Origin of the sequence: Rhizobium sp. BT-226, assembly GCF_025847085.2 — a bacterium.
Lineage (GTDB): Bacteria > Pseudomonadota > Alphaproteobacteria > Rhizobiales > Rhizobiaceae > Rhizobium > Rhizobium sophorae.
In genome coordinates this window covers 1,736,328-1,759,925 of sequence record NZ_JAOYTI010000001.1, presented here as the reverse complement: position 1 = coordinate 1,759,925, position 23,598 = coordinate 1,736,328, and the positions used below count along the sequence as shown (strand labels likewise).

Here is a 23,598-nt window from a genome sequence, read left to right as displayed (position 1 = left end):
CATCACATCGCCTCTATTGCCCGCCGGATCCCATCAACTGCACTTCTTGGCGCATTATTGTCGTCGTAGAGATTAACGCGCTTCGTGCAAGCCGCAGCGGGATCGGTCGCTTTCTCATCGGGCGCGCCGTATTTTTCCGACATGCCCCATACTGTCACGCCTTTCAAGTCGCCATGTTCGGCCGCGACAGTGATCACGTCACTGAAAATATCGGCGTAGGATGCCGGCGTGAAGGCTTTGTCGCGGTTCAGGAAGTGGCAGGACGCATCCAGTTCGGTAATGAAAACGCCGACACCCATGTCCTTCAGCGCCGCGCAGAAGCGCCCCATTCCTTCCGGATCGATCCGGTCGAGGCCGGGGCGGAAATGCGCCTGCAGCCCCACCGCATTGATCGGCGTTTTTTTGGCGACGAGATGCTCGACGATTTTCAGGATGCGCGCGCGCTTCTGTTCGAACACGTCGGATTTTTTCTCCAGATGCGTTTCGTTGAGCACCAGCGTCGCACCGGGATTGGCCTGATGTGCCATGTCGAAACTCATACGGATATAATCGTCGCCAAGAAGGCGGCGGAAAACACAATCCCGCAGATCCGGCGCATCATATTCCAACGGCTCGTTCACCACATCCCAAGCGTCGATCGAGTTCTTATAGCGAGTGACAACCTGTTTTATATGACGGTTCATCGTCGCCTGAATGGCCTTCGCGTCGGTGATATCTGACACCCACTCCGGGACGCGATACCAGATCAGCGTATGGCCATAAACCCTCATGTTGTTTTTTCGCGCAAATGCAACCATCCGGTCGGCGCTGCCGAAGCTGAAAACGCCCGGTCGCTTTTCCGTCGCATTCCACTTCAGCTCGTTTCGCGGCGTTATCGAATTGACGTTGTCGATGTAGATCTCGGAAGCGATTGGATCGTTGATGTTCTGCAGGTCGATTGCCGATCCGAATCGGAACGCCTTGCTGTCGGCAAGGGCGCGCAGCCCTTTGGCCGGAGGCACCTGTGCAAGGGCCTGGCCCGTGCGGACATACAACAAAGCGAGTGGAACCGAGGCGAGGAAACGTCTTCTCTTCATTCTATCTCTCACTGTTGGCTTTTTTCATGTCCGCGGGTGGAATCTGAAAGGGCCGGGCTCGTCGGCACCGATCCATCACGGGATTCACGTCCAATTCAGTAGAGTAATGCAACCTCAAATATACTTTCCCCGCAGGGGATATTGTTAGTGCCTGCTAGACTTTTCAGCATATCCCAAGATATAAACCGCTCGGGGAGGGCGCTCGTGATGGAAGATTGGTCCAGCTATCTGATGAGCTATTTTCATATGGCATTTCAAAATGCCGTTTTTTTTATGGCGACCGTTCGAAACGGTCTGTCTCTTCTCGATGACTGGCAGTTCGCAGTCCTTGTTCTCGGCATTATCGGTATCATTTTCCTCCCGTTCGCAGCGCTCGTCAGAATGTCGTGGCGGTTGCGCCGATCGGAGATCGTCATTCGCTCGCTGAACGAAGACCTTGCGCAAGTCACGCAGGACCTCAACGTCGAACGTGTCTGGCGTCTGGCGGGTGGCGACAGCACCGAACGGCCGAGTGCGGACAGTTTGAAAGAGCTCTACAAGATTCTGGCCAGACATCACGACGATGCAAGTCACATGGCGTGATCAGTCCGTGCGTGGCATGAAGCCTAAGACCTAATGCCGATGTTCCTGACTTTCAGCCGGCGCTTCGGTATGGGGCGGCTTGGAGACTGATTCCGGTTGCGCGCTGTCGATCTCGACTGCGGGGTCCGGCAACGGCAGCCATCTTCTGCCGGAAAAATAACTTCTGGTTCTTTTCTGAGGTCCTGAAGTCGCATCCAGCGAGAGCGTGAAGTTGTAATTCCCGGGATTGAGTACCTCGCGGGTGAAGCCGATACTGGCTCCGAAGCCGTCTTCCTTGATGTCCTTCAGATTCTTGATCGCGTTGAGGGTCTCATGAAAATCGAGCCATTGCGGTTGCCGCAGCATGATTTCGAAAATTCGCAGAATGCCGGGATCGAGCTGGCCATTTTCATCGGTCTCGGGATTGATGATTTTCACGCGCATATTGTTGATCGTGCCGGCGGCGTCGCCGCGAACGATGACGAAGATGGAGTTCGGGAGCTGATCCTTCACCCGCTTGCCGCTCTGCTCGAAAAAGCATTCAAATGTATCGGCGTTGAAACTCGCCGCCGCCCAATCGCTGGTTTCGATGCCGGCATTGCGCAGCGCCGCACACATTGCGGCGCCGGATATCCGCCATGTTCGCAGGAAAGTCGACGCGGTCTGTACAAGCGGCGGTTCGATGATATGGAATGGAAGCGTGAAGGTGGCCGGTGGTGTCGGGCGTGGAAGGGCCTTGGGGGGAGGCGGTCTGACCTCCTGGGGAAAGAGATCGAAGCCAAAATAATGGCTGACCGTCTTTAAGTGTTTCATGTTGTTGGAAAGCAGCACCGTTCCCATGATCAGCGAGAGGGAAATCGTCAGCAGCAACCAGAAGACCACGGGAACCCGCGGTTTCCCCACCGGCTGTTTCGCATATGCGGACGACGAATTATCGGGCAAGCTTGTCTTCTCCGGCGCGTGAGAAGGGGTTTCGATCGGGCTGTCTAAATCCACCAGTATACATTTATCCGCTAAATATCTTTGGCTTCTTGTCGGCAATTGGGCATCTTCATGCCTCGTCATCGGAAAGCGGCGCTACAGATTTCGGCGGAGGCGCCGTAACGCTATTTCAATCGGGAATCTCTAATGTAACTACGGACAATCGCAGTGGCAAACAGCGATGAACTCGCTAATTGGCCTATGAATTGACCATTTTTACATTCGCTTCCTCCTGATTCCCAAATGTTGTTTTCGTTCCAACTGGGAGGGCGATCAATTTTCTAGGGTGGCTCCAGTAATTATTGAACATAAAGGAAAATGGACGACCATTTCATGCCGTTGAAGGAGCATGGGCATATCAAGTTCTGGTCGAAAAACATGCTGAGTACGCTGCTGCTCGATGCCGGATTCGACAATGTTCGTTTTGACTATGTTGGAAGGATTCCTGTTTTCGCCAAGTCGATGATCGCCGTTGCGCAAAAACCTCCCAGAGAGGATGTCGGAGCGGTAACGATTTCGGATAGCATTCGTCCGCTGCGAAGTGCGCAATGAGCGCGGCTCCACCCGCGCCAAATGGCGCCGCTGCGATAATCCACAGGTTGTTTTTTACTGTGTGCGCTGCTGAAAAAAATCCTTACGAAATATTTACTTTTAGTTGCATTCTTGCTTAAACTCTCCATTATACAGCCGGGCGTGCTGATAAAGCGGGAGACTTATTCACATGAAGGCTAAATCGCCGAATTCGATTGACGTCTATGTTGGCAACCGCGTGAGAGTTCGACGAAAGACGCTCGGGATGACCCAGAACGGCTTGGCCGAACTTCTGGGCATTACCTTCCAGCAGATCCAAAAATACGAAAAGGGAACGAATAGAATAGGCGCCAGCCGTCTTCAGCGCATATCCGAGATTCTTCGCGTGCCCGTCGGCTTTTTCTTCGAGAACGGCGGCTCCGGGCCGATCGATGCCGCGACGAATGAATTGAACAGCTTTTTGTCCTCGAAGGAGGGGCTGGCGCTCAACAAGGCATTCATCGCCATCGAGGACCCGAATATCAGGCAAAAGCTGGTGGCGTTGGCCAAAAGCCTGGCAGTCGCGGGATTGCCTGACAGTGACAGTGAGTTGCAAGATTCGGTTGTGAACAGCTGAGGACGGATCGTGCTTCATCTGCAGACATTCGGCGATCTGCGGTTGATCGAGACGAATGGCGACCCGGTTCGCTATCCGATCAAGGGCCTGTTGATGATGGCCCATCTCTATGCCGGCGCGAGCCATGAACTCAGCCGTTATGAATTGGCTCAGTTTCTATGGAATGACGTTGAACCCGAGCTGGCGCGGCTCAATCTGCGCAAGCTGCTTTCCCGCATCCGCGAGACAGACGGTGGACGCGCCGAAATACCCTTCGATTTCACCGTCACCACCGTTCGTCTCAACATGCAGGCAGTTTCCAGCGATCTGGACATTTTTCGCGCCGGCGGTTCGCCGCTGGAGCGGCTAAACGCGATCGCCGAACTGACCCAGCGTGGGTTCATCGGAAACATCAAGCCAGCGACAAAGCTGATAGACGCCTGGATCAGGGCGCAACGGGACGCTCAGGCGCTGCAATTGCGGCAGGCATTGCTGGATGCGTTGCCGGATGCGCAAGAGCCCGGCGCTGCGCGCTCCATTTCCGGCGCCGCCCTGCAGATCCTCGAACGGGATCCGAATGACGAGCAGGTCAGAGTCCTGCTGCACCGGCTATCCGGCGGCTCGTCCCTCAGCGAGAGATTGCCGAACGACGACGGCCATGCCAGGGTGCGGGTGAACCGTTCCGAGGCCGGCGGTGAGACAACTGCTGACATCGAACGCGTATCGCAGGCGCCGCTGATCCTGCCTCGGCTGGTGCTGCTTCCCCCGACATCGAAACATGCCGATGCCGGGCTTGCGCTTGCCAACGCCTTGATCGAAGACGTCACCATCGAACTCTGCGCGCTCAGAAACATTTCCATCGTAGCACCCCATACGGCCGGCCAGATCCGCCGCGACTCCGAGAAGGCTGCCGTGGTCGCTCGTCACTCGATCGCCTATCTTCTGGATACACGGCTTTCCGAAGAGGGATTATTCGCCCAACTGGTTTATTTTCCCACGGACGAGATTATCTGGGCCAATCGCTTTGTGATGACGCCCGATATATTGCCGCGTCAGAGACGGCTGATCGCGCAGCAATTGACCATGTCGGTGGCCCGCGAGCTGGATGAAAACGAGGAAGAGCGCTTAGGCTTCGAAGCCAATCCTCAGGCCTATCACGCCTATCTGGTCGGCTCGAGCCTGATGGGCAAGTTGACATTGCCGCATATCCGCCGGGCCCGAAAAGCTTTCAAGCAGTCGCTGTCGCATAAGGCGGATTTCTCTCCGTCATTTAACGGGCTGGCGAGAACCTTCACCAGCGAGTGGCTCGTGAGGGCGCAGGGAAACAATGAGCTGCTGCATCTGGCGGAGCAGAACGCGCTTCGGGCCATCGAGCGGGATCCGGCATCGGCGGCGGGCCATCGCGAGCTTGGCGTCGCCAAACTCTATCTCGGCGATGTCGATGCCAGTGTCGCCGCACTTGATCTGGCGGAACAACTCAGCCCGCATTTTGCCGATGTCATCTACAGCCATGCAGACACGCTCGTGCATGCATCCCGCCCCGGCGACGCGCTCGCCAAGATCAAGAGAGCGATTTCGCTCAATCCGATCGCGCCTGACGCCTATCTCTGGTGCGCTGCGGGAGCGAGCTTCTTCCTGGAACAGTACGAGGAGGCCATCGCCTATGTCGAGGCGATGAAAGACAAGGCGCCGGCCCATCGCATCGCCGCGGCCAGTTGCGCAATGATCGGCGATCGAAAACGGGCGCTGTTCCATCGGCAACGGGCCGAAAGCATCAACCCGGTCTTCGACGTCGAGAAGTGGCTCGCCGTCGTTCCCTTCAAGGAAGATTGGCAAAAAGAGCTTTATCGGGAGGGCCTGCTGAAGGCCGGTTTTTAACAATAGCTGAGGGGCATTACATGGCGAAAGCTGTCATTATAGGTATACCCGGTGAAGCGGGTCTCTGGCTTGCCGATCTCGACGCGGGTACGGTCAAACCTCTCAATCCGACGGGGGAATTGGCGACTGTAAACGGCTTGCGCAAGGCCGGCGGCACATTCGTGAAGGGCGTCGACCTCGCCGTCGCGGTTTCCTCGGCGCAGGTTGCCCTTTCCGGTCACGTCGACGGCTGAGCCGGCATTCTGACGCACCGGTCCATATATTCCGACAGAGTCATGTCGCCGCGGGAAACCCTTTCCCGCGTCGAGCCTCTTTTGGCCGGGTTCGGCATTACCAGGGTTGCGCGACATACCGGACTGGACGATATCGGAATCCCCGTCTGGTGCGCATACGCCCCGAATTCCCGCTCGATCGTGATTGCCCAGGGAAAGGGCCTGACCGATCTCGATGCCAAAGTATCCACCGTCATGGAAGCTCTCGAACGGGCGGTCGCCGGCGAACCCTCCGTCAATGTCGTCCATGGCACCTCTTCCTGTCTGCAGGCGATGGGGCACACGACCGACACGCTGAACTGCCTGACCGCTGTCCATAAACCCGATCTCGGACCGGACGAGGAGACGGAATGGGTTGCCGGCGTCAATATCCTCACCGGCGAAGAGGTCTATATCCCCTTTGAAGCGGTGGTGCTCGACCGCACACGGGACGCGCGATACTGGATGTCGTCGGATGGCCTGGCCTCGGGAAATAATGTCGAGGAGGCGATCTTTCACGGCGTCCTAGAGCGTATCGAGCGTGACGCCCATGTGTTGTGGCAGGTCGGCGGCGAAGCCGATCGTTATGCTGGCTGCATCGATCCCCGCGGCTTTGAGGACGGCGCCCTCACCGGGTTGATCGACAAGATCGAAACAGCGGGATTGGCGCTCAGGCTCTTCGATATCACCAGCGACATCGGGATCCCTTGTTTCACCGCCATGCTGGGTCCCGGGGATCTCCTTCTGGGCCCCCCGGATCTTCACGGCGCCGGGGATATTAGGCTTGGGGACATTCGCCTCGTCGAGGTGACCGGCGGTACCGGGGCTCATCCGTCTCCCGTCCGCGCGGCCATTCGGGCGGTGACGGAAGCTGTGCAATCCCGGCTGACCTATATCAGCGGAGCCAGAGACGATATTTCTCCCGCAACTTTCTCGCGATGCCTGCCGCCGCTGATGCGGCAGGCCTTCGATGCCGTTGTCGCGCCGCCCGCCGCGACTATCGGCAGTGACGGGGTGGTCGGACATCGGCAACAGGATCTGGCGCAGTTGCTGCAGCAGGTGCTCGACGCGCTCAGAAACAGGGGGATCGTTTCGGTGATCGCCGTGCGCCTCAGCCAGGACACGCTTCCGTTTAGTGTTGTCAAGATTGTCATTCCCGAACTCGAAAATCCGGAGGGGGAGCGCGCCCGGCGGTTTGGAACGCGGGCGCTTGCCAGGGCAATAGGATTTTGAAGCTCATTTTCGCAGGTCCCAGTCTTCCCGACGCGGCGTCGCTTGCCGGCGAGGGGATACGCGTGTTGCCGCCTGCCACGCAAGGCGATGTCCTGCGTGCGGTGGAGCAAGGTGCGAATGTCATCGGCCTGATCGACGGCGGCTTCGAATATGCCGCACCGGTCTGGCACAAGGAAATTCTCCATGCCCTGTCGTTGGGTGTCGCGGTTTTCGGGGCGGCAAGCATGGGCGCGTTGCGCGCTGCCGAATGCCATCCGTTCGGCATGATCGGGATCGGCCGCATTTTCGAAGACTATCGCACCGGCCGGCTGGTCGACGATGCTGCCGTCGCGCTCACGCACGCGCCGAGCGCGCTGGGCAGCAAGCCGCTGACGGTACCGCTCGTCAATGTCAGCGCTACGCTCGATGCGATGGAGGATCGCGGACTGCTGGAAAGTCGGTTGCGCCAACAACTCGAAGATGCCGCAGGCGCAATATTCTTCAAGAAGCGAACGTGGCGGGCGGTCGTCGAGCAATGTGCAGGGCTGGCCGAGCCGGATCGTGCGGACTTGCTGGCGGCACTTCTGTCGAATGCCGTCGATCAAAAACGCATCGATGCCTTGGAGTTATTGAAAGCCGTACAGGAAGTCCGCGACATTCGCTCGAACGGGGATCTGCCCTGGAAACTGCACGACACCCCGTTCCGGACGCGCCCTGCATTGTGAATCGAATCCGGCAATTTTCACCGAGGGTTGTGTCACGCTTTTTTCACGGGCTGGATCACCTCCACACGCGTATCATTCCTTCAATTCATTGGAGAAATGGGGCATGGGCGTGACATCGGTTGTCAAGATAGAAGCAGACCAAGGGGCGGAAGACGGTCTGGAAGAGCTCGTCGCGTTGGCGCGGATGATCGCCTATGCGCGACAGGTCGCTCAGGATGTCAAACTGCAGTTCGCGACGAATTGTCTCGACCTTGCGCTTGAGGCCGTGAAGCAGGAAGTGGGGGAGGGTTTGACCAGGGAACTGGGCGAATTGAGTTCTCCGGTGCCGCAAGTGAGTGTGAGAAGTCATTAGTACGGCGCGTCCGATCGCACGCGCCGGGACACTCCAGCGTTTCAAACCCGCGCATAACCCCGAAAATCAACTTCGATTTTCGGGGTTATTGCATGCGCTTGCGCGCAACCGAGCAGTCGCCAATCGAACCGGGGCCGTTTGTTTCAATCGTCGGGAGACAACGGCTGAAACGCAAGCCCGGTGTGTGTACCGATGCTCTCGGCGTTTCACTCTCGGCCTGGCGTCAATTTGTAGGCTAAAGCAAAAGTGTGCAGCGGTTTTGCGACAACGACATGCGCAAAAACAAAGACCTAAAGCGCCGGGGCGACTCTGAAAGATTGCGACGCGCTTTAGCGAAGCCCGGCTCGTTGCCTGGCTCGGCGGTTGGAGTTTTTCTGGAGCTATTCGACATTCCATCCCATGGACGGCTTCGAAGCGAGTGGTAAACGATCCCGTTGACGTTGCCTCCGGGCAGGGAGGCGGCGCGATTTCGACTCAATGTCTTCTGCACGACCAGCCGATTGGCGGCCGACCCTTCATCTTAATGGGTCAGGTTACGCTTCTGGGCCAGCAGCAGAATGTAGTCGTCGGCGATGTCGGCGATGGCCATTGCGACTTCCGCTGGATCGCATCCCTCGACCTTTGTATTTGCAATGAACTGATAAACCGCCTTCTCGATCTGCTTCCGGCAGATCATCACGCGCTCATCGTAACCAAATTCCGGAATCTGCGATGCTATATCACTCATCAGGTCGGCTCCCTCACTACTTACAGTGACCATGACACAAATTATAAGTTGAGCAAGCAAATGCTTTATGAAGGGTTAATTCACTGCCGAGGTGCGACCATTTCGACACAGGTTAGAACGTGCTACGGCCCCCGACGTGTTGATCTGAGACTGGACCGCTTTCACCAGACATGAAAGTTGTTTCGTATTGGGAGGCGCGCCAACGAAGACGGCGCACTTTTGCGCCGCGGGCTTTTCAGTTACGGGTGCAGGACCAGATGCCGAATTGAAATGACAAGCCTGATGCAGCCGGTTGAAGGAACTGATCGAGACTGCGGCGAACGATGAAATCGACTGCCTTAACAATACCTTATGGACCCCGATCTTCAGTGCCGTCATCCGCGGCATTGAAATTGCATCGCCAGCTTCTCGATTCATGGCCATCCCGGATCGTTGGGTCATCGATTGTGACAACCTCCTCAATGACGCCGTAAGTTGCGAGTTGGTTGAGAACCCAAGGCGGAAGTAACTTTGATAGATTTTCCGCGCCCGCGCTAAAGGTAAATCCGAGTTCATCGAAATGAAGGTTAGAATAAGTCGCGACCAATAAACGATGTATCAAGTAAAAATTTATCAAAAGGTAAACTTATGAATTTCAGGCAGAGGTTGTATTTAAATCAATTATAAGACGACTAAAACTATGCTAATTGATAATCACAGGATGTGCCTGTTCGAAAAGCGATGACGATACTTGCGCAGCTCTAGCGGATAATAATATCGTCTTCATGACGCTTGCTACCTGCTGCGGTTTCATTGCAGTTGCGAAAGCATCAGGAGATACAAATATTGTCAGGAATAGCCGGTGCTATGACGGTCACTTGCTGGTGATGCGGGATTTTCTCATCAAGCCGATCTCAACAACTTCTATCGCCATCCGAAGCATGGTCTATTTGGGCTGATGCAGCGATAACAGCGACTGCATTTGCGGCAACGGGCCATCAAGCAAAGTTGAGGACCCGCCGGGGTGGGTGACGGGTCCTCCGGTAGGAATGTATGCACGTGCGTAGGTATGATTACAGTAAAACTTGGTATTGTCACAGATCATTATTGGGGTTATGAGTTTTTCTCACAGCTTGTTCGCTTTTTACTAATTGCCATCCTGCTGGAATATTAAAGGTCGTAATACAAAATAGCGAGATAGTCGCAACGCCGATTGACGTGATGGGTTGGTGAACCTCTAGATGTTTGAGCAGCCGAGCGAAAACTGCCGTCAGCGCCGGCGCTACCGACAGACGTGAAGCGGGCAGGCATCAAGCCTCCTGCGACGAGGTCGCCGCAGAGCATTCGCCAGACCGATCGATCTCCGACAAGCGCCTGAACAATGCCTTGGTCCTGAAGCGTGACCAACCGCCAACCAATGGGACAAGTGGGTCTGTCTCTTCGAATTTCCTGAAATTCTGTTGCTTTTGTTCCCTGACCGGCCAGGCTTTGGACAAGGCCCTGCGTGCGGCTCTGTTGGCCTTTGAACGGATCAATTTGAATATGATGTCGGAAGCAAGCATCGGGCTATGACGGTAAATGTGCTTGAGCGAGGTCACGGCGCGGGGCCAATCTTTCAAAGCGGCAAATCTTGAAAATGCATAAAGATGCGCGGACGCGCGGGCGCAATTGACGACAAAAGTCGGAAGCTGTGGATTGCGGGCGATACACTGCTCGTTCACAGATAGAAGCGATCGAGCCATACGTGATTTATCTGCAGACATGGATTCGGAGTGAATCCGATAACCGACCAGGCCAAGCGGCACCGTCTCGATCTTGAAATGTTCAGCCGTACGGAGTTCAAAATCGAAATCCTCGCATCCTCCAATACCCTGCATGGCATAGCTTGAATCGTAGCCGCCGATCTTGTCAATGACAGCGCGGCGAACCATGAAGCCGCTGCCATTGCCGACGAAGCGGAACACGAGATGACGGTTGAAAATGTTGCCCCGGGCGCTTAGCGACGAACCGGATCTCGTGCAATATCCCTGGGCATCGATGAAATGGTGAAGGGCATAGACCGCGCCCCAGGTCTCCGGCAGGGAATGGAGAGCCGAAAGCATTCTTTCGATATAGGTCGGATGCCATAGGTCGTCGGCATCGAGGAAGGCGATATAGTCGGATTTCGATGCTTCAATCCCGGTGTTGCGGGCCGAGGCGACGCCACGGTTTTCAGTCGAGACAATCCGGATCCTTGGATCACTCGCGGCAAAATGGCGACAGATCGAGGTTGTGTTGTCCGTCGAGCCGTCGTCGACGATGACGATCTCCAGTGCCTTGTGGGTTTGGTCGATGACGGACTGGAGAGTCTGGGCAAGGTAGTCTCTGGCATTGTGGGCGGGGATCACGACGGCCACCCGAATCCCGGACATCGTTGACATATCCATCTCCTTCACCCGAGCTTCGACGTGGCAGCGGGGGGGCGGAGATCGATCCGATTCTTCATCAGCCTGGCGACAGCGGGCCGATGGCTAACGACGATCAGCGTTCTGCCAGGATCTTCTTTCATCGCCGAAAACACCTGCATCTCGGTACTTTCATCGAGCGCGCTCGTGGCTTCGTCCAGAATCAGGATTTGAGGCCGGCCCGCGAGCGCGCGCGCCAAGCCTATGCGTTGCCTTTGTCCACCCGACAGCCGGATCGCCTCGTCGCCCAGCCATTCATCGAAGCCATCCGGCAGATTTTCGATGAATTCCGTGGCGCAGGCCACATCGGCGGCCCAGCGGATGTCCTCCTCCGAGATATCGCGACGGAACCGGATGTTGTCGAAGACGGTGCCTTCCATTAGTTCGACATCCTGACCCGACACCGAGAGCAGTTGCAGCCAGCTGGAGTGGTCGATGGTTGCCAGGTCCCTGCCGTCGACCGTGATCATGCCTTGTGTCGGTCGGTTGAGATCGAGAATCATGTTGAGAATTGTCGTCTTGCCGGAGCCGCTTGGCCCCGTCAGAGCCGTCGTCTCGCCGGCCCGGATCGAGAAGCTGAGGCGATGAACAGCCGGCGCGTTCGTGTGCTCATAGGTGAAGGAGACATCGCGGAAGACAATCGCCTCCGCCAGGCGGCTTACCTTCTCCCCTGGCGAGGTCTGCTTGATGTCATCCTTCTCTGAAAGCAGCGCCAGGACCTTTTGCAGGGACGCTTCCATCTCGTAAAGGCTGAGAATCTGGGAGTCGAACCCCTTGATATGCGGCTGAAGCCTATAGAGAAGGATTGTGGCCGAGAGCGCCGCCTTGAAATCGACCGGCAGGAATTCCGAGGACAGAATGATCGTCAGGATGACCCCGAAGGTCAGTATCTCGCTCACAAGCGAGGTTGTCGCCCCCATCCAGTCCGATCGGCGCCAGGTCTGGCCTACGTCTCTGGAAAGCGCCGCGAAGAGCTGCTGGTGGCGCTTCTCGAGGCCGAAGCTTTTGACGGCCTTCGCAGTCTGCAGCGTTGTCCAGCTCAACTGCGTCAAAGCTTCCACCGCAGCCACCGCAGAGGCGCCCAGACGCCGGTAGGCGCCGGCAAAGAAACCCAATGCGAAATTATGAATGAAGCCGAAGGCGAGCCCGAGCAAGGCGATCGGCCAGGCCATCACCACCATGCCGATGCCGAAGATCACGATCGTGCCGAAATTGACGCCCAACCGCACCAGGCTGGCATGCGCCGAGGACACTGCGTAGGATTCGGTGGCGATGACGTTGATCAGGTCGCTACGCTCATAGTCCTGAAATCGCTGAAACGGAATGGCCAAAACCTTGGCGTAGAGACGCTCCCGCATCCTGTCGCTAATTCGGTGGTTGATCGCGCTCGCAATGAGCGAGTTGGCGCATCCGAGAAAAATCCGCAGGAGGATGGAGCCGATGAGAATGCCGACCAGGATCGGCTTCGAAAGACTGAGGTCGATGTTGCCGAAAAAGGCTGGAAGCCACGCAATGGAGGACCCGGAAACGGGGCCGTGCTGCCCGAGAAGAAAGACCAGGCTGACCAGGAGGGTTATCCCGATCATCTCCGACAGCCCGGTGAGAATTCCGAGGATGATCATCACCGTCATCTTGAGCCGCAGCGCCGGCACGAGTTGCCGAAGCTCGCGGAACCGAGCCGCCACGATCAGGTTGTAGGTGGTGGCCGGTCTGGCGGATGCAGGTTTTCGAAACCTATTCATTGTCGGCCACCCGCTGAGCGATGGAGCTGGGCGCTTCCCTGGCCGGCAGGCCGGCGAAACGATCGCGGAAAGCTGTTCCGGCTTGCGGGATGGCCGCGGCGAAGCGGATTTTAGGCCGGGCCGGGGGCTTGCCTAGGGCGCGCCTCGCCATCCTTATGCCGTGGCGCTTTGCCTGCCGCCATCCCTGCTGCAGGCCGAGGATGATCAGTCGTAAAGGGTATTTGCTCACCATCATCGGCGCCAGCTTTTTGAGCTGCGCATAATCGTTGTCGACAAACGCCTTTTTGAAATACCAGGAGGCGGTGTTGAATTCAGCCGTCCGGATGTCACGCTCAAGATGTGGATAGCGGGCGATGATCGGCGCCATCACCAGGGCGTGGGACTTCAGCATCCGATAGGCATTGCTGGACATGTTTCCCCTGGTGAAACGATAGCCGGTCAGAAAATCCGGAACCAGCGCGAAGGGCAGCGTCTCGGCGAGCGCCAGATAAAGTTTCAGATCCTCACAGCCCTCGGCGCCGTTGTCGCGCAGGTCGGCGTCATAGCCGCCGCAGCGAAGGATCTCTTCCCGTGGCATCAGCGGCGTGCTGCCATTGCCGATGAAGTTTTCCCGCAGCAGCGGCTCGAAGATATTTCCTTGATGCATGACCGGGCGTGAATGGCCGAAAATGATGCCGTTTTCGTCGATCGCGGCATACCAATTATAGGCAACCCCGTTTCCATCGGGAAATTTCAGCACCGCCTCGAGTTGGAGCTCGATCTTGCTCGGATGCCACACATCATCGGCATCGACAGGGGCTATGTAGAGGCCGCGCGCCTTCCTGACGCCGTGGTTGCGCGCCCGCGCAACCCCGCCATTGTCCTGACGGAGAACACGGACACGGCGATCAGTCAGGCTGTAGTCGCGCGCAAGATCGAAGGTGCCGTCCCGCGATCCGTCGTCGACCACCAGGATTTCGAGCTTGTCGTAGGACTGGGCAGAGACGCTTCGCAATGTTTCGACAAGCGTCTTCTCGGCATTGTAAGCCGGTATGACGATGGTGACCAAAGGGGACGCTGCGCCTGATATTGTCATCCGATAAAAGCTCCCGGCAGGCCGATGAGCTCGGGGAAGGCCTCTAGCGGGCGATCCCCACGCACCTCGAAGCGCGGCAGAGCGAAGAGATTATCGGAGAAGGTGGCCTTCGCCGGCCGTGTCGTGAAGCCGACGCTATAGCCGGCAAGCGCCAGAATGCCCGGGACCCTGAAGTCAGTCGCGCCATAGGGAAGTGCGATGGATTCCACCGGGGCGCCCAGCCGGCTCTGCAGCGCGTCGCGCGATAACGTGGCCTCGGCCAGCAGGGCCTGGTTGTCCATCGCGCCGGCTGGCGTGTGGGATGCGAGGTGGGAGCCGAAGCTGATGCCCTTTTTGTGCAGTTCCTGAATATCCGGCCATGCCATCAGCGCCGCAGGCTCTCCATGGGCGGAATCCCAATCTGACCGACCGCCGACTTTATCGGTCACCACGAACACGTCGGCGCTGAAATCATTCTCGGCAAGGGTCGAGTAGGCGTTCGTCTGGAAATCCAGATAGGCGTCGTCGAAACTCAGCATTACCGGCCGGCCCTGGATCGGCTTGCCGCTGCGCAGAAGATTTGCCAGGTTCTGCGCGGTCACGCTGTAATAGCCCTGTCGCCTCAGGAACTGCATCTGCTTGCGGAAGATCTCCGGCGGCATGCAGAAGCGCCGGAGTGCGGCGGGGCCATCCTCTGCGATCCTGTGATACATCAAAATGGGAACCGAGGTGGTTACCTCCGTCTTCCATGCCGCCTCGCGCTCGATGCCCGCCGGTCCGCAGATGATATGCTTTGCCACATCCGCATCCAATGGGGCTCCATGCGCTTCGATCCGTAGGGCGGGATCGGCCACGGCACCTTTCCTGAATCGGTGGATGGCGTAAAGCTCGGTGTCGATCGTCTCTTCCAGGGCGAGGCCGGCCTGTGCGGCAAAAACCCGTTTGATCGTCTCGACACCGAAAGGATGGCCCCAATCGAAACCGGTTCGGCCGGGTTCGTCCTGGCGGATATGCGCGTGGGCAGTGATCAGGTAGCCGTCCGGCTTCACTGCTGCGGCCATCTTCCGGCAGACGGCCGCAAGCATCTCCTCATCCTTCATATAATAGAGGACTTCGGAACAGATAACGAGATCCTGCTCGGGCGGAACATCGCTTTTGACGAAATCGAGAACGCGAAGCTCGACGTTACCATGGTCGCGGCACCGCTTGGTCGCCCGGTCGATCGCCCGCTGGGAAATATCGGTGGCGGTCAGCCGGCCGACCTTTGGCGCCAGCTTCTCGGTAAAGATTCCTTCGGCGCAGGCGAGTTCGAGGGCCCTTTCGATCCCTTCCGGGATCAGGCTCAACGTCTGCGCATATTTGACTTGCTCGTAGACCGAGATGTAATTCCACGGATCCGGGCGTTCGAATATATGCTCCCAGTATTCCTCTTCCGACTGAGTGGGAGCAGTCTGTTTTCTCTTCTCCGACCGTGGCTCGGGGGAGTTTCGAAACCGCGGTGCCAGCCGATGTTCGAAATGCCGCAGGATTTCGGAAAGCCGGGCGTCATTGTCCTGTTTGTCGCCGGGCGCTGCGGCGAGGAGGGCATTGCGTCCGATACGCACCAAAAGCCTTTCGAGACGTCCTCGCCGCCGGCCGCTTTTGATGATTAGTCCGCCGAAGGCTCTGTAGCCGCGCAACGCCTCCCTCGTCCAGGAACTGATATAGGCGAGGGCGGGCGGGGTTTGCAGATGCTCTTCGGCCTGAATCTCATGCATGATCAGCCGGATCTGCGCCCGGATCGAAAGATCGCCCCAGATTGGCCCGACAAAGGTGCCGACATGTTGTCCCCCGGAAAAGGCGTGCATGATGAGCGTGTCGGCTGGCTCCGCCTTGGAAACCCTGAAAAGTGCGCCGAGTTCGACGCTGACCACCTGAATATTGCCGAGCGTGAAGGATCGCAAGGGGTTGGCGGCGGATAGCTGCCAACAGGCGATCTCGATGATCTTGCGCCCGGTGCCGGGGAAGGAATGCTGCTCAATCAGGCGGATGAGCGAAAGAAAAGCCGGTTGCCATTTGTCGAGGGCATCAATGAGATCGCCAGGCCGGTCGGTCAATAGTCCAGTCCGCAAGCCGTGCATGATCACGTCGACAAGAAAGCTCTCATTGCCCGCCGCATCCGGTATTTCTGGCACAAGTGCTGCAAGGGCTGCGACGTCAGTCGTCGGACTAAGCCTAGCCGAAATGGCCCAGGAGAGCATGCGCAACTGGCTGAGGCCGGGCGTCATCCAACCAGTCTGCGATCCTTCGGCCGATAGGCCATGCTGCACGCGCAGAGCTTCGGCCTTCGTGGTGACGGCAACGGCGTCGCGCACCAGTTTGAACGGATCGCCGGACAGCGAGCCCGCTTTCATGCGATAGAAGGCGAGGCATTTGTCGACGCGGCGAAAGTCGGCGCCTGCGAAGGCCATGCGCAGCCAAAGGTCCCATTCTTCGCCGGTCTGCAAGGTCTCATCCATGCCGCCTAGGTGCTCGAAAAGGCTTTTGGGAAAGACAACCGTGTGGATGGCGAGCGCACAAAAAGAGGAGAATTCGCGCTTGGCGGCATCGCCCGTCAGGATGGGCGCCTGTTCCATCGGCATCATGCGCCCGTCCGGGGCCACCCGGCGGTAAGCGCAAAAGGCGAGAACCGGTGGAGATGCATCCTCTGCCACCGGCTGCATGCTTTCGATGAAGGTCGGATCCAGCCAGTCGTCGGCATCCAGCATGCAGAGCAGGGGCGCGGCTGCCAGTCTTGCCGCATGGTTTCGTGCCGCGGCTGCGCCGGCATTCGGCTGACGGGCGGGGAGAATGCGGCTGTCCGCTCTTGCGATCGTCTCCAGAACCTCCCAGCTGCGGTCGGTCGAGCCGTCATCGACCACGACCGCCTGCCAGTTCGAGCGGGTCTGATGCTGCAGGCTGGCAAGACATTCGCCGAGCGTATCGTCTGCATTATAGGCAGGGATGAGGAATGAGATCTCAGGCGTCGCGGCGCTCACCATGCAGGCATCTTCCATCGGCGCAGAACATAGAGAGCGCCGTTTAGGCTTCCGAGCATCTCCTGCTTCAGGAAGAAGTCGTTTGATGTCGCGCCTTTGCGAAGTCGTTTGCGGAGCCTTCCGGCATAGTATTTCGGAAAGGAGATGAGGATGCGCCTGAGATTGCCGTTATGTCCGGTGTTCTGATACTGCACCAGCAGGGCTGCGACATGGCCGCTCATATATTGATGGATCTGTTTGGCGAGCCCCTTCATATCCTTGCGGTGAAAGTGCCAGGAGACCGCCGTCGGCTCGTAGCGGCAGACATGGCCGCGATGAAGCAGCCGGTTCCAATATTCGGAATCGCCCGAGCAGCCGGCCGCTCCCATGTCGAGGCGGACATCAAACAGGCCGATCTCGTCGAAGACCTTGCGGCGGAAGGCCTGGCTTGCGCCGGCACCGATCGTCCAGACCGGAGCGCCGTAACGTGTATCCCGGCGATAGAAGTCCTGATTGAAATCCTGCCGCAGATAGCCCCGGCCGAAACTCCAGTGCTTTTCGAAGATGAACTGTGCCGGCGTAGCGAGTTCTCCGGGAAGGACCAATCCCGTCACGCAGGCGATCTCAGGCAGATCGAACGCCTTCATCAGGTTCTCCAGCCATCGCTGGTGGAGAACGACGTCATCGTCGGTAAAGGCGACGAATTCGGTTTTCGCCGCCCGAACCGCCGCATTGCGGGCATAGTCCAGCCCGACCCGATTTTCACGGACATAGGTGGCGCCCGATTCCTCCACGACGCGGCGCGTCGCATCGCCTGTTGAGGCATTGTCGACCACGATGATCTCGACGGGCTCAAGCGATTGTTCGGGGATCGAGGCCAGGCACCGGCGTAGTTCCTCCGGCCGGTCCTTTGTGCAAATCAGAATGCTGACGTCGCGGTTGCGCACCGGGGTTAGCGCGACTTGACGCGCATGCTCGAGCGTCTTGGGTCGCACGACACGCTGGACTAGTGCCGCCGCCGTCTCGGGCCTTTCGATATAGGCTTGTCCTACGGGAAGACCATCCGACAGAAAGACCACGAGCCCATCGGAGACCGGGGGCGAAACGGCATCAAGGTGAGAGGTGGCGAGATCAAGATAGTGAATTGGTATGGGAAAACTTATATCCCTCAGATCGGACGGAATTGGCTCTCGCATCATTACTCTCTCAATCGCACCGTGAACATACGTCACCTGCATCCAAGACGCGAGTCTCGAAAGTCATCATGGTTTATTCTGCCGCGTGCGCCTTCATTTGGCCCCTGAACCAATCGAGCGTCATCGCCACGCCCTGCTCGTAGGTGATTTTGCACGACCACTCGGGCATGACATAGTGCGCGTTGGTCAAGTCCGGCCGCCTGTTCGTGGGGTCCTGCGGCGGTGACGGCTCGAAGACGATCGGCACGCCGCCAACGAGTCTGGAGACATATTGCGCGACCTCGAGAACCGAAATCTCGCGATCATTGCCGACGTTCAGAGGCCCTTTGTAGTCGGTTTTATTGATCCAGAAATATCGCGCGAAACCATCGACAATGTCGTCGACATAACCCCAGCTGCGTGACTGCAGGCCGTCGCCGAACACGGTAATCGGGCGGCCCGAAAGCGCCTGGGTGATGAAATTGGAGACCGCGCGCCCATCGTCGGAGCGTGTCCGGGGACCATAGATGTTGAAGGGGCGGACAACTTTGACGTCGAGCCCTTGGGTACGCTGCATCTCGAACAGCAGCGACTCCGTGCACCTTTTGCTCTCGTCGTAGGACGAGCGCGGCCCGGTGCAGTCGACCTGGCCTTTGTAGGATTCCGGCTGCGGCGACACCAGAGGATCGCCATAGACTTCGGAAGAAGAGGTGAAACCGAAACGTCCGCCCTTCTTCAGAAGGTCGAGCAACCGGAATGCCCCAAGAAGATTGGCGGAGATCGTCCTCTTCGGCTCCTTCATGTACCACGGCGGCGATGCGGGAGATGCAAGGTGATAGATTTCGTCGAATTTATCCGAGGTCTGTAGCGTCTCGACGTCGGATTTCACGAAGTGGAAACGGGGGTCCCTGATGTGCGCAATATTTTCGAAAAGCCCGGTCCAGAGGTTGTCGACAACGACCAGCTTCTGAAGATCCGTCCTAAGCAAAAGTCGATCACACAAGTGGGATCCGATGAAGCCAGCCCCGCCAGAAATCAATACGCTTTTCATTGCTTCGCGCCTCGTGACTTGAGATTAAGCTACTTGTTTATTAGCATTACCTGTAATGCGTGACAATTGCTTAGAAGAATTCTAAGAAATACTCGCTTATTAATGTTAATCGTTAAATGCAGCACCTTTAAGGTGTTGCTGCCGACGGCGCGCTCGATAACGAGCGGCCGGGCCGGATGCTACAGATGATCGCCGCGCGATCATCACGGCCTGGCCAATCTCGACTATCCGTTCCATCAGACGGCTGCCACCATCTGCAGTTCGATCGAAGGAATCGGCATGGTATCGAGAACCTCTCCGACGAGTTCCCGATACAGAGAGCTGAGGTTGCCTCATCGAAAAGGATGTCGCTCGGTGGAAACGCGGGACCCTTGATGTGTGCTATATTTTCGAAAGGTCGGGTGCAAGGATTGCCAACAACAACCAGTTTCTGGGTATCATTTTCCAAGTAGAAGTCGTCGCATAAATGCGATCCGATGAAGCCGAACCCGTTTCTCACATCATCTCGCCTCGTTACTTGAGAATATATTATTGTTATTACAGCGATCGAACGTTTAGTATGGGCACGAAGTCCGGGGTGGATCGGACTTTGGTCTTAATTTCCGCCTTCGCAGAGACCTTCGTCATCGTCGTTCTATTATCCAAACTATGGCGCCTGCGCTCCTTTCAGGCGCATAGTTAACGCTTTAACACATTGGATCTACATCGCTTTTCCCGAGAATCGATTTCGATTTTCGGGCCGATGCGCAGGCACTGCCTGTAAGGTGCGGCAATTGTTTAGGGGATTCTAAAAATACTGGTCGGCCGCAGTGCGGCTCTCCATTCTAACGCTGATGCGGTGACGCTTGGCTGTTGCCGGCGCGCAGCCTCGCGATGGTCGCATCGAATGATAACGCCGTCTTCCAGTCTGGTCTCGACCACGAAAGGGCTCTGGCATTGGGCGGCGACGCCTGGTTTCTCGGGGACCGCCAACCGGTTCTCACCGTGGTCGTTCTCGCGCGGCTGACCGGCTTCGTGCAGCGCATCAAGCCTCGATGATTGAGGTCAGCCCTCCGGGGGCGACGCAAACCGGCTCGCATCGAACAGGTCTGTGGCGGCAACCGGAGTGATATCCTGACCTGAGGTCGCGACATCGACCTCACGATGAACCGTGCGGGGAGAAACGCGAGGCGCGTTCAATTCCATCACGTCGCCCGGAGAATGCAGCGCCCATTTCATCAGCGCCGCGTCGGACGTCGATCCGAGGAAATTTGCGTCTTCCCAGGAAGCGGTCATCGGCAGGGAGGCGATCATATCAGTGCCCTGTTTAGAGGCCTGGTGCGCAACACGAAGGGGTTCGAAGCGTGCCTGGGCCGGCAATGCAGGCGCCGGTCTCTCCGGAAGCACTGCAATCGGGCCGATCGATGCCGTCTCCAGCTTGTCGTCCTCGTCCGCCTCGTGCTCGAGGGCGGGCGGGCGCATCGCCGGTATCGGAATCGACAGAGAGGACAGACCCGCAGCGGATGGTTTTTCATCCCGCTCGACCGCACCGGTCTGCAACGAGAGCGCATTCATTGCGCGGCTTTTCGGCGTCGGCAGAAGTGCTGTCACGAGCTTGCTCTCTGTGGTGTCGTTGCGCGACGTGATCGAGGGTCCTGCGTCTTCGTCTTCTCCAGCCGTGCTGGCGATCTGGATCAAGGTGGTGTTGACGCGTTTCCTGTGGTTGGCAACTGCCTGATTGTATCCGGGCAGCGGCCGGCCATCGGCCGGCAGATGCATCGTCTGCCCATTCGGGAATATTCGAGCGAGTTCTTGCCGAGACATGCGGGGCCAGGCCCTGACGTTGCCGACGTCGAGATGCACGAAGGGCGATCCCGAGGTCGGATAATATCCGACACCGCCGACCTGCATCTGCATTGCAAGGGCACGCAGTGTCGAAAGCTTCACGCCGGGAACGTAGAAATCCATCGCCTTGCCCAGCATGTGCTGGCTCTTCTTGGCGACGCCCGTACTGCGCGAGCGGTTGCGGAGCATGTTGTTGGTGCTCGGAGATCGATAGGCGGAGACGATGTGGATATAGTCCTTGCCGCCGCTGCGCTTATACACCTCCCAGACCAGGTCGAGCAGCCGGGGATCCATCCGCGTCGGCTCGTTCCTTCGCCAGTCGCGCAGAAACCGATTGATCTGGGCAAGACCCTTCGGATCGAACTTTCCGTCCCGCTTGTAGGTAATCGTGGCCCTCTCGCCGGTATGGGTAAAGAACAGCTTCAGGGCGCGATCTTCCGCCGAGGCAAATGATGTGGAACCGACAAGTGCCGGGAGCGCCAACAAAGCTGGGAGAATGGTCTTCGCGACAAACCGTTCCGCACGCGACAGGAGCGTGGCAATTCCGCCCAAGGCTCCGCCCGCTAATCCTTGCACTGGATACTTCAACACGAACAATCCCGCCTACACCAAACACTCGACGACGTGCGGGAACCTCCGCATCCATCACGCTCAGTAAAGCCAGCTTATGGTCAATAAATTCCTAACGAGAGGAAAGTTGGTGAGTTGAGGCTGCGGGCCATCACCCGAGGCGAATTGCGCCCCTGCACCCATCCATCGGAGCCAAGCACAAATCCGCTTCCCGAGCGTGACGTACTGGTGACCAATTGCGGCCGCATCTGAATGTACCGCAAGAAGATCAATATCTTCACAGTCATGGCCGGCCAGAGGCTCGACATCGAGGAGGTCGATGACGGCGTTTGGGTCGCCAGCTTCATGCGCTGTGATCTCGGATATATCGATCTGGAGCAGAGGACTTTGCAAACCATCGCCAACCCGTTCGGCAAAAGGTTGTCACCCATGTGTTAGGGACGTTCTGTTACCTATGTCTCCAGTATGGACAGGCAGATTTCCGGAACGATGCGGCGGACTCGAATACCCGACAATTAAGTCACCGTTGCTCGCCCAGGCGACACCCAGTAGTCTCGCCGTCTCACCGACATATCGGCAGTGGCACGCAGCGATTCCATGGCAATTCTCTTCAAAACAACAATCAGCGAAAACTCGGCTTTCGAGACGATCGAACGGTCACTGTCAGGCGCTTACCAATATGACGGTTATCTCCATGTCGTTAGCGATGCGGGCGAGACGGCATTGTCTTGGGGTCCGGCAATGCATGCCGAAGAGTTCAAGGCAGAGGTCAGCCAAATCCTGCGGCAGACTTGGGATGCGGCCCGTTTCTGGGTCATCTATGAGCGCCGCGAAGACCGGGGGGATCCAAAAGGGACTGAGATCCGTAACGCGGCTTTCCGCCTGACGCGCGGATACAGCGGCGTTATCGTTGTCACGCTCAGCCTCCTTGGCAAGCGCGACAGCGCCAATGACCTGGAGCTCGTCTTCGTCTGCTTCGAGCAGGATTTTCACAGGAGGAATTTTCGCGTGCGCTACGAGGGTAAGCCGATACCAGACCAGGATTGATGCCGCTCGAAGACGTGTTGCTCACGTGCGCGACCGTTCTACGTTCGATTTGAAGGCGAGGGCAGGGCAGGAGAACTGGGCGACAATCGCTTCGCTCATCGAGACCTGCAAATTCAACGCCGTCGATCCGCAGACCTATCCGACCGCCACGCTCACTGCCATCGGCAATGGTCACAAGCAGAGCCGTATCGATGAGTTTTTTGCCGTGGAGCTGTCCAGCGGCTTACGCGCGCCCGTGGGGGCTGCCCGGAGCCCAAAGTCATCGTTAATTCCCGTCGGATATAGAAAGGTAATTGGAAAGCAGCGGGCGCACATGCAACTGACCAATGACATCGCCCCCTGGATGTTGCTGTGCCGCGATTTAAGAGGGATTCCCGAAAACGAGTTTGAAAAGGGTGCTCCGGATCAGGGGCAGACACCCTTTTCGTGCTGAGTTTTGTAGTCTCAGCGGAACGGAAATTAGCAGAGAGATTGCTGTCTACCATCGGACCGAAGTCCGACTTACTCGCAATAATTCGTCGGGGCAAAGATTTATCGAGTGGGCAATCCAGCCGAAGTCGGGAGCCGACGTAGCCCGAGCAATGATTGCCGTGTTGCGTTTCACCTCACCGTAGCGACAGCGACCAGCAAAAGAGGTACGGTGCCCCAGCGCCGATCGTCCGCCTCGATAGTTGCAGGAGGCGGCAGGAGCGTTCTACGCCGACCGTGCGAGCAGCGCTCTTCGTGATTGTAGTTATCGGGGCCGAACTTCATATTCTCCTCCTGTCCCGCCCCTCCACGGATCTTCACGTTACCTCGCAAGAGATATGAGCAGCGTGTCCTGACGT

20 protein-coding genes and 2 pseudogenes are annotated in these 23,598 nt (G+C 57.7%); 12 read left to right on the top strand and 10 right to left on the bottom strand.

Annotated features, from left to right (window positions below; all coding sequences use genetic code 11):
* Positions 1-2 precede the first annotated feature (2 nt).
* Positions 3-1,076, bottom strand: a complete 1,074-nt coding sequence (locus OIU37_RS08920) for an endo-1,4-beta-xylanase (RefSeq protein ID WP_180694397.1) — start codon at positions 1,074-1,076, stop codon at positions 3-5.
* Between the two features lie 141 nt (positions 1,077-1,217).
* On the opposite strand from OIU37_RS08920, the gene OIU37_RS08915 reads away from it, so the two are divergent.
* Positions 1,218-1,658, top strand: a complete 441-nt coding sequence (locus OIU37_RS08915; protein ID WP_171604317.1) for a hypothetical protein — start codon at positions 1,218-1,220, stop codon at positions 1,656-1,658.
* A 30-nt stretch (positions 1,659-1,688) separates the two neighbouring features.
* Here OIU37_RS08915 and OIU37_RS08910 read toward each other — a convergent pair whose 3' ends face one another.
* Positions 1,689-2,579 (bottom strand): DUF6030 family protein, encoded by an 891-nt coding sequence (locus OIU37_RS08910; RefSeq protein ID WP_180695420.1) that lies wholly within the window; start codon positions 2,577-2,579, stop codon positions 1,689-1,691.
* A gap of 354 nt (positions 2,580-2,933) precedes the next feature.
* On the opposite strand from OIU37_RS08910, the pseudogene OIU37_RS08905 reads away from it, so the two are divergent.
* From OIU37_RS08905 to OIU37_RS08875, 7 genes and pseudogenes are all read left to right on the top strand, one after another.
* Positions 2,934-3,170: pseudogene (locus OIU37_RS08905) on the top strand (hypothetical protein); the annotation flags it as partial.
* Between the two features lie 169 nt (positions 3,171-3,339).
* Positions 3,340-3,765 (top strand): helix-turn-helix domain-containing protein, encoded by a 426-nt coding sequence (locus OIU37_RS08900; RefSeq protein ID WP_171604316.1) that lies wholly within the window; start codon positions 3,340-3,342, stop codon positions 3,763-3,765.
* A gap of 9 nt (positions 3,766-3,774) precedes the next feature.
* The gene (locus OIU37_RS08895) at positions 3,775-5,622 is read left to right on the top strand and encodes a peptide antibiotic resistance protein (protein WP_264257148.1); all 1,848 of its coding nucleotides are present in this window, start codon (positions 3,775-3,777) and stop codon (positions 5,620-5,622) included.
* Positions 5,623-5,642: 20 nt separating this feature from the next.
* The gene (locus OIU37_RS08890; RefSeq protein WP_171604314.1) at positions 5,643-5,855 is read left to right on the top strand and encodes a hypothetical protein; all 213 of its coding nucleotides are present in this window, start codon (positions 5,643-5,645) and stop codon (positions 5,853-5,855) included.
* 42 nt (positions 5,856-5,897) lie between these two features.
* Entirely contained in the window at positions 5,898-7,106 is a 1,209-nt protein-coding gene (locus OIU37_RS08885) for a YcaO-like family protein (RefSeq protein ID WP_180694399.1), read from the top strand.
* Positions 7,103-7,810, top strand: coding sequence for a TfuA-like protein (locus OIU37_RS08880; RefSeq protein WP_171604312.1), 708 nt, complete (start codon positions 7,103-7,105; stop codon positions 7,808-7,810). The genes OIU37_RS08885 and OIU37_RS08880 overlap by 4 nt, the downstream gene beginning before the upstream one ends.
* Positions 7,811-7,913: 103 nt before the next feature.
* Positions 7,914-8,162, top strand: coding sequence for a hypothetical protein (locus OIU37_RS08875; RefSeq protein WP_171604311.1), 249 nt, complete (start codon positions 7,914-7,916; stop codon positions 8,160-8,162).
* A gap of 520 nt (positions 8,163-8,682) precedes the next feature.
* Here OIU37_RS08875 and OIU37_RS08870 read toward each other — a convergent pair.
* The 7 genes from OIU37_RS08870 to OIU37_RS08840 form a co-directional block, all read right to left on the bottom strand.
* Positions 8,683-8,889, bottom strand: coding sequence for a hypothetical protein (locus tag OIU37_RS08870; RefSeq protein ID WP_003542083.1), 207 nt, complete (start codon positions 8,887-8,889; stop codon positions 8,683-8,685).
* Between the two features lie 1,289 nt (positions 8,890-10,178).
* On the bottom strand, positions 10,179-11,303 hold the full coding sequence (locus OIU37_RS08865) for a glycosyltransferase family 2 protein (RefSeq protein ID WP_264257147.1): 1,125 nt from the start codon (positions 11,301-11,303) through the stop codon (positions 10,179-10,181).
* Entirely contained in the window at positions 11,300-13,054 is a 1,755-nt protein-coding gene (locus OIU37_RS08860) for an ABC transporter ATP-binding protein (protein ID WP_264257146.1), read from the bottom strand. The genes OIU37_RS08865 and OIU37_RS08860 overlap by 4 nt, the downstream gene beginning before the upstream one ends.
* Complete coding sequence (locus tag OIU37_RS08855; RefSeq protein WP_264257463.1) at positions 13,047-14,123, bottom strand: glycosyltransferase family 2 protein; 1,077 nt, start codon at positions 14,121-14,123, stop codon at positions 13,047-13,049. Before OIU37_RS08855 ends, OIU37_RS08860 begins: the two co-directional genes overlap by 8 nt.
* 2 nt (positions 14,124-14,125) lie before the next feature.
* Positions 14,126-17,128: a trifunctional glycosyltransferase/class I SAM-dependent methyltransferase/polysaccharide deacetylase gene (locus OIU37_RS08850; protein ID WP_264257145.1), complete on the bottom strand. Its 3,003-nt coding sequence runs from the start codon at positions 17,126-17,128 to the stop codon at positions 14,126-14,128.
* Complete coding sequence (locus tag OIU37_RS08845) at positions 17,122-18,342, bottom strand: glycosyltransferase family 2 protein (RefSeq protein WP_264257144.1); 1,221 nt, start codon at positions 18,340-18,342, stop codon at positions 17,122-17,124. Before OIU37_RS08845 ends, OIU37_RS08850 begins: the two co-directional genes overlap by 7 nt.
* A gap of 31 nt (positions 18,343-18,373) precedes the next feature.
* Entirely contained in the window at positions 18,374-19,330 is a 957-nt protein-coding gene (locus OIU37_RS08840; RefSeq protein ID WP_264257143.1) for an NAD-dependent epimerase/dehydratase family protein, read from the bottom strand.
* Between the two features lie 873 nt (positions 19,331-20,203).
* On the opposite strand from OIU37_RS08840, the gene OIU37_RS08835 reads away from it, so the two are divergent.
* Positions 20,204-20,368, top strand: coding sequence for a hypothetical protein (locus OIU37_RS08835; RefSeq protein WP_372353350.1), 165 nt, complete (start codon positions 20,204-20,206; stop codon positions 20,366-20,368).
* Between the two features lie 6 nt (positions 20,369-20,374).
* On the opposite strand, the gene OIU37_RS08830 is transcribed toward OIU37_RS08835, so the two are convergent.
* Positions 20,375-21,751 (bottom strand): DUF882 domain-containing protein, encoded by a 1,377-nt coding sequence (locus OIU37_RS08830; protein ID WP_264257142.1) that lies wholly within the window; start codon positions 21,749-21,751, stop codon positions 20,375-20,377.
* A gap of 225 nt (positions 21,752-21,976) precedes the next feature.
* Here OIU37_RS08830 and OIU37_RS08825 point away from each other — a divergent pair, with 225 nt between their 5' ends.
* From OIU37_RS08825 to OIU37_RS08815, 3 genes and pseudogenes are all read left to right on the top strand, one after another.
* A complete protein-coding gene (locus OIU37_RS08825; RefSeq protein WP_240602635.1) occupies positions 21,977-22,162 on the top strand; it encodes a hypothetical protein in 186 nt (61 codons plus the stop codon).
* Positions 22,163-22,321: 159 nt separating this feature from the next.
* Positions 22,322-22,771 carry a hypothetical protein gene (locus tag OIU37_RS08820; protein ID WP_264257141.1) on the top strand — a complete coding sequence of 150 codons (450 nt, stop codon included), beginning with the start codon at positions 22,322-22,324 and terminating at the stop codon, positions 22,769-22,771.
* 73 nt (positions 22,772-22,844) lie between these two features.
* Positions 22,845-23,040 (top strand): annotated as a pseudogene (locus OIU37_RS08815) (transposase domain-containing protein); the annotation flags it as partial.
* Positions 23,041-23,598 lie beyond the last annotated feature (558 nt).